At 73.8% G+C, this 6,413-nt stretch carries 4 protein-coding genes and 1 pseudogene; 2 read left to right on the top strand and 3 right to left on the bottom strand.

Going from position 1 to position 6,413, the window contains the following annotated elements; all coding sequences use genetic code 11:
- Both MCBG_RS15710 and MCBG_RS15705 read right to left on the bottom strand, forming a co-directional pair.
- A partial coding sequence (locus tag MCBG_RS15710; RefSeq protein WP_043326593.1) for a phosphoenolpyruvate carboxylase occupies positions 1–741 on the bottom strand: 741 nt, incomplete at its 3' end.
- 123 nt (positions 742–864) lie between these two features.
- Positions 865–1,893, bottom strand: coding sequence for a membrane protein (locus tag MCBG_RS15705; protein ID WP_043326592.1), 1,029 nt, complete (start codon positions 1,891–1,893; stop codon positions 865–867).
- A gap of 85 nt (positions 1,894–1,978) precedes the next feature.
- Here MCBG_RS15705 and MCBG_RS15700 point away from each other — a divergent pair, with 85 nt between their 5' ends.
- A complete protein-coding gene (locus MCBG_RS15700; protein WP_043326591.1) occupies positions 1,979–3,019 on the top strand; it encodes a S66 family peptidase in 1,041 nt (346 codons plus the stop codon).
- A gap of 243 nt (positions 3,020–3,262) precedes the next feature.
- Here the strand turns inward: MCBG_RS15700 and MCBG_RS15695 are convergent, their stop codons facing one another.
- Positions 3,263–4,171: a cyclase family protein gene (locus MCBG_RS15695; RefSeq protein ID WP_043326589.1), complete on the bottom strand. Its 909-nt coding sequence runs from the start codon at positions 4,169–4,171 to the stop codon at positions 3,263–3,265.
- A 155-nt stretch (positions 4,172–4,326) separates the two neighbouring features.
- Here MCBG_RS15695 and MCBG_RS15690 point away from each other — a divergent pair.
- Positions 4,327–6,390 (top strand): annotated as a pseudogene (locus MCBG_RS15690) (CarD family transcriptional regulator); the annotation flags it as partial.
- Positions 6,391–6,413: the final 23 nt, after the last annotated feature.

Genomic DNA, 6,413 nt, shown 5'->3' with positions numbered 1-6,413 from the left:
GGTGCCGAAGCTCAGCGGGCGGGACGTCGGTGACGTCTCCACGCCGAGCGTGCGCAGCGTGTCGGCGAGGTCGTCGAGGACCTGCGGCGCGGCCTCGGCGTACAGGTCGCGCAGGTAGTAGATCGCGTTGCGCGCCTCGTCGGTCGGGTCCGGCCGGTCCAGCCGCAGCTCGTCGGTCTGCCACATCAGGTCGAGCAGTTCGGCCAGGCGGCGGTTCGCCGGGCCCTCGTCGCTGGCGCCGTACAGGATCGCGTTCGCGGTCTCGGTGTCCAGTTCGTCGGCGACCGCGCGCAGCTTGGACAGGATGGACCGGCGGGCCGCCTCGGTCGGGTGCGCGGTGAAGACCGGGCGTACGGCCAGCCGGCGGGCCGCGGCGGCGATCTCCTCGGCCGGTACGCCCCGCTCGGCGATCATCTTGGCGGCCTGGTCCAGCCAGCCGCCGTCGGTGGCGCGGCGGCGGCGCAGGTCCCGGGCGCGGTGCACCTGCTCGGTGATGTTCGCCAGGTGGAAGTAGGTGGAGAAGGCACGGGCGAGCTTCGTGCCGGTGGTGACGTCGAGCCCGGCGAGGCGCTGGGCGGCGGCCGGCGCGTCGGAGCGGACCTGGGCGCGGATCTCCTCGACCAGGTCGAGCAGCGGGCGGCCCTCCTGCCGGGCCAGGGTCTGCCCGAGCAGCGTGCCGAGGCGGCGGATGTCGGCCCGGAGAGCGGCGTCGGGGCCGTCGTGGTCGTGCTGGTCGGTCACGGTTGCGCTCCTTACGCGAGGACGAAGGACAGCGCTGTCCGACTCCCCTGGATCGTATCCGCGTATCCCCGGGGGACAGGAGGGGGACCGCGTGATGATCTGCACTCTGGGACGGCCCGCCGGTCAGCCCCGGTCGACGGCGTGCCGGCCCGGCGCCGGGCGCCGTCGGGCGCGGAACATGGTCGCGGTGAGCAGCCCGGCCAGGCCGGCGACGACCCAGATCAGCAGGCCGGTCAGCGCCCAGCCGCCGCCGCGCCAGTCGAAGTAGATGGCCGATTTGAACAGGTCGGTGGCGAGGCCTGGAACGTTCCAGCGGTGCATGCCGCGCAGGAGCGGCGGCAGGAACTCGGGCGCGTAGATGCCGCCGGACCCGGGGTTGCCGAGCACCACGAGCAGCAGGATCACGATGCCGGTGCCGAGCAGTCCGAGCCAGCCCTGCACGGCGGCGGCGACCATCCCGGCCGCGAACGCGGCGAGCGCGCCGACCACCGCCACCGCCGCCACGTGACCGGCGAACACGCCGAGCACCGGTCCGACCAGGATCGCCCCGATGACGCCGAGCAGGATCGCGTGCACCGCGAGCGTGGCGATCCGCAGCCCGGCCCGGCGCAGGTCGCGGGGGCTGGTGCCGAGTGAGATGCCGAGCGCCGTGGACGCCAGGTAGCCGCCGAGCACCACGCCGACGGCCAGGTAGAACGGGACCAGGCCGCGCGGGTCGTCGCCGGAGACCGGCACGTCGTCGGTGACCTGAAGCGGCACCCCGGCCTGCCGGGCCGCCTCGGTGAACACGTCGGTGACGAGTTCGGTGGCGGCGGGCGCTCCGGCGCTGGCGGTGGCGAGCGTCAGGCCGCCGTCCGGGGCGGAGCTGAGCACCGCGTACACCGATCTGTCGGTGAGGCCGTCCTGGGCGGCGCCGCGGCTGTCGTACCCGACGGGTTTGATCGTGTCGGTGCGGGCGCGGACGGCGGACATCACGGCCTGGGCCTGCTGGTCGCCGGTGACGACGGCGACCGGGATGTCGCGCGGGTCGGGCTTGTGCAGCGCGCCGACGTAGGCGGCGATGAACGCGCTGGCCAGCGCCAGGGTGCCGAGGATCAGCGCCGCCGTGCGCGGCAGCCAGTCCCGGGTACGCAGTTCCGGCTCGTCGTCCACGCGCTCAGCCTATTGGCGGCATTTGCCTGGCTGAGGCGGTTTCGTCAGGGCGAAAACCGCTGGTCCGGGCCGATAGCGTCGGGCCATGCAGGCACCCGTCTATCCCCCCAAACCGAAGCCGGGCGACCGCGTCGCGGTCGTCTCACCCTCCGCCGGCCTGCCGGGTCTCTTCCCCCACGTGTACGAGCTGGGGCTGCGCCGGCTCCGCGACGAGCTGGGGCTGGAACCGGTGGAGTACCCGACCACCCGCGTCATGGGCGCCGACCCGCGCGACCGGGCACGTGACCTGATGGCCGCGTTCACCGACCCGACGATCACCGCCGTGCTGGCCACCGTCGGCGGGGACGACCTGATCACTGTCACCCCGTACCTGAACGACGAGGAGCTGTGGGCCAACCCGAAGCCGTACTTCGGCTACTCGGACAACACCAACGTGCTCAACCACCTCTACCGGCTGGATCTCGTCGGTTACCACGGCGGGTCCGTGCTGGTGCACCTCGGGCGCTCCGGCAAGCCGCACCCGCTGACGTTCGACTCGCTGCGCGCCGCGCTGTTCACCTCCGGCTGGTACGAGCTGACCGCCGCCCCCGAGTGGGGCGACGAGCCGTGCGACTGGCGCGACCCGGCCACGCTGGCCGAGGAGCCGCCGATGTACCCGTCCGAGGGCTGGCGCTGGCACGGCCCGGCCGAGGTGGTGCAGGGCCGCACGTGGGGCGGCAATCTGGAGATCCTGCACTGGCTGATGGCGACCGACCGCGTTCCGCGCGCGGCCGACCTGGCCGGCTCGGTGCTGGTGCTGGAGACCTCGGAGGAGATGCCGTCCGCGCAGGAGGTCTTCCGGATCGTGCGGAACCTGGGCGAGCGCGGGTTGCTCGCCGGCTTCCCGGCGATCGTGGTGGGCCGGCCCAAGGCGTGGGACTTCGACCGGCCCCACACGGTCGCGGAGCGGCTGGCCTGGGCCGCCGACCAGCGGGCGGCGATCCTGTCGGCTCTTGCGCCCTACGCGGGCGACCCGGTGGTGGTCTTCGACGTCGACCTGGGCCACACCGACCCGCAGCTGATCATCCCGTACGGCGGCGAGATCCGCGTGGACGCGGTGGAGCGACGGATAGCGGTCCGCTACTGACCCGCCCGCACCCGCCGTCCGCCGCTCGGCCATGGGTGTCTACGTCCCCGTTTGACACCCACGCCGTTCCACTCACGGATGGAAGTGCCGGTCAGTGGAACGCCGTGGGTGTCTCGGGCCCGTCTTGACACCCGTGCCGCTCCACTCGCTGCTGGCAGCGGTCGGGTGGGCGCAGAGATCTACTGCGCCTCGGCGAGGCGAGCGGTGGGTGTCGGAGAGCGGTGGGCCGCCATCTCGGCTGGGTCAGGCGGCCACGACGGCGAAGGCCCGGACCGGGAACGTGCCCATGCCGGCGACCCGTGGCGGGGCGGCGGTGAACCGGAAGCCGGTCGGCGGCAGCGCGTCCAGGCCGGTCAGGTGCTCCACGATCGGCACCCCGGCGGCCAGCAGACCGGTGTGCGCCGGGCGCTGACCCGCTGCCGCCGGAGTCATGTCGTCGATGTTGATCGAGTCGATGCCGACGAGCGCCGCGCCCGCCTCGGCCAGCCACTGCGCACCGTCACCGGTCAGGAAGGGCGCCTCCGGCGCGGCGTACCTGTCGGTGCCGAAGTGCGCGTCCCAGCCGGTGTGCAGCAGCACCGCGCACCCGGCCACGTCGTACGGGGCGAGCATCAGCCGGTCCACCGCCCGGGTACCGGCGGGCACGCGTACCACCAGGCCGGGCAGGTCGGCGAGGCGGTCCAGCGGCACCCCGGTCAGGTCCGGGCCGTCGGCGAAGCGGTGCGACGGCGTGTCCACGTACGTGCCGGTGTTGGCGATCATGTCGATCCGGGCGACGTGGAACTCGACGCCCGGCGCGTACCGATTCCGGGACTCCTCCCGGGTCAGCCAGTCGCTGATCGCCGGGCCGGGCCAGCCGGGCAGCGTGACCAGCCCTTCGGCGATCACGTGACTCAGTTCGACGAGCTTCCGCCCACCGGAGGCCGGCACATCGAGGCCCCGTCCGCCCTTGTGCGGCTCCTCGACGACGGTCCGGTTGGTGATCCGCACCTCGCCGACCATGAGCAGCCCGAGGTGCCGGACCAGCAGCGCGGCCACCTCGTCGTCGGTGACGTCCGGGTGCGGCACGTCCAACCGGAACCCGTCCGTGCGCAGGCCACCACCGTTTGCGAAATCCACCTGGGCGTCGAAGACCGCCCGATACTCGACCATCCGCCCACCGCACCACGCCCGGTCACGGCCGGTCAAGATCGAAGATCGGGCGGGCCCGGATCGTCGGTGGAGGGGGATAGGCTCGAACGGTGCACCCCCCGTCCGGCTGGACGCGGGGTCGTCGTCGTGTGTCGATCCGCTGGAAGTGATCACTGATGCTCACCGGACTCTTCTCCGCCGCCCTGGCCGACCCGGGGCTGGCCCGGGCGCGTGACCTGGCGCGCTCCGGTGCCGCGCAGGTCGACGGGCTCGACCTCACCGCCCCCGCCGCGCTGCGCCCGTTCGCGGTGGCAGCGGTCGCCGCCGACGAGCCGGCCGGCGGCGCGGGCCGTCCCGTGCTCGCGGTCACCGCCACCACCCGGGAGGCCGACGACCTGGCCTCCGCGCTGGGCAGCCTGCTGCCGCCGGAGCAGGTGGCGGTCTTCCCGTCCTGGGAGACGCTGCCGCACGAGCGCCTGTCGCCCCGCTCCGACACGGTCGGGCGGCGCCTCGCCGTGCTGCGCCGCCTCGCCCACCCGGAGGCCGCCGACGCGCACGGCCGTACCGGGCCGCTGCGGGTCGTGGTCGCGCCGGTCCGGTCGCTGCTCCAGCCGCAGCTCAAGGGCCTCGGCGACCTGGAACCCGTCCAGCTCGCCGCCGGTGACGAGGCCGACCTGGAAGAGGTCGCCCGCCGGTTCACCGACATGGCGTACGCCCGGGTCGACCTGGTCACCAAGCGCGGCGAGTTCGCCGTACGCGGCGGCATCCTGGACGTCTTCCCGCCCACCGACGAGCACCCGTCCCGGGTCGAGTTCTGGGGCGACGAGGTGGAGGAGATCCGCACGTTCGCGGTCGCCGACCAGCGCACCATCGAGGGCGTCGCGCAGATGTGGGCGCCGCCGTGCCGCGAGCTGCTGCTCACCCCGGACGTGCGGGAGCGGGCCGCCGCGCTCGCCGCCGAGCACCCCGAGCTGGCCGAGATCCTGGACAAGCTCGCCGAGGGCATCCCGGTGGAGGGCATGGAGTCCCTCGCGCCGGTGCTGATCGGCGCCGACGCGCTGGAACTGCTCGTCGACTGCATGCCGGCCGGCACCCACGTACTCCTCTGCGACCCCGAGCGCATCCGCACCCGCGCGCACGACCTGGTGCGTACCTCGGAGGAGTTCCTCCAGGCCAGCTGGGCCGCAGCCGCCGTCGGCGGCCAGGCCCCGGTCGACCTCGGCGCCGCCGCCTTCAAGACCCTGGCCGAGGTACGCACGGCAGCCCGCGCCCTGCGCCAGCCCTGGTGGACGCTCGCGCCGTTCGGCCTGGTGGAGGCGGACGCGGCACCGGCCCGGCAGCCCTGGGAGGACGCGCCGGCCGAGGTCGACGTCACCCCCGACGACGCCATCGCGGTGAGCCTGGCCGCCCAGCCGGCCCCGCTCTACCACGGCGAGACGGCCCGGGTGGTCGAGGACCTGAAGCGCTGGGCCGGCGATGGCTGGTCGATCGCGCTGGTCTTCGAGGGGCACGGCCCCGCCCAGCGGGCCGTCGAGGTGCTCCGCGACGCCGGTCTCGGCGCCCGGCTCACCGAGGAGGTGCCCACCGCGCCCGCACCGGGCGAGCTGCTCGTGTCGTGCGGCTGCCTGACCGCCGGCTTCGTCGACGAGGCGTCGAAGTTCGTGCTGCTCACCGGCAACGACGTCACCGGCGGCCGGGGCACCTCCACCCGCGACATGCGCAAGATGCCCAGCCGGCGGCGCAACACCATCGACCCGCTGGAGCTGAAGGCCGGCGACTTCGTGGTGCACGAGCAGCACGGCATCGGCCGGTACGTCGAGCTGGTGCAGCGCACGGTGAACGGCGCCAGCCGCGAATACCTGGTCATCGAGTACGCGCCGAGCAAGCGCGGCCAGCCCGGCGACCGCCTGTTCGTGCCGACCGACCAGCTCGACCAGCTCTCCCGCTACGTCGGCGGCGAGCAGCCCACGCTGCACAAGATGGGCGGCTCGGACTGGCAGAAGTCCAAGGCGCGGGCGCGCAAGGCGGTCCGCGAGATCGCCGCGCAGCTCATCCAGCTCTACGCCGCGCGCAAGGCGTCCAAGGGGCACAACTTCGCCCCCGACACCCCGTGGCAGCGGGAGCTGGAGGACGCCTTCCCCTGGCAGGAGACGCCCGACCAGCTGGCCGCCATCGAGGAGGTCAAGCGGGACATGGAACAGACCGTCCCGATGGACCGGCTGATCTGCGGCGACGTCGGCTAGGGCAAGACCGAGATCGCGGT

This window comes from Micromonospora sp. M42, from assembly GCF_000568915.1.
GTDB lineage: Bacteria > Actinomycetota > Actinomycetes > Mycobacteriales > Micromonosporaceae > Micromonospora > Micromonospora chalcea.
The sequence above is the reverse complement of the archived record's forward strand: the minus strand, read 5'-3'. Positions and strand labels throughout refer to the sequence as shown.

What these genes read in the sequence shown, in the direction of transcription:
- MCBG_RS15700 (WP_043326591.1), top strand. Translation starts at nt 1,979, where the DNA reads ATGCAGGCACCCGTCTATCCCCCCAAACCGAAGCCGGGCGACCGCGTC.
- MCBG_RS15695 (WP_043326589.1), bottom strand. Translation starts at nt 4,171, where the DNA reads ATGGTCGAGTATCGGGCGGTCTTCGACGCCCAGGTGGATTTCGCAAAC.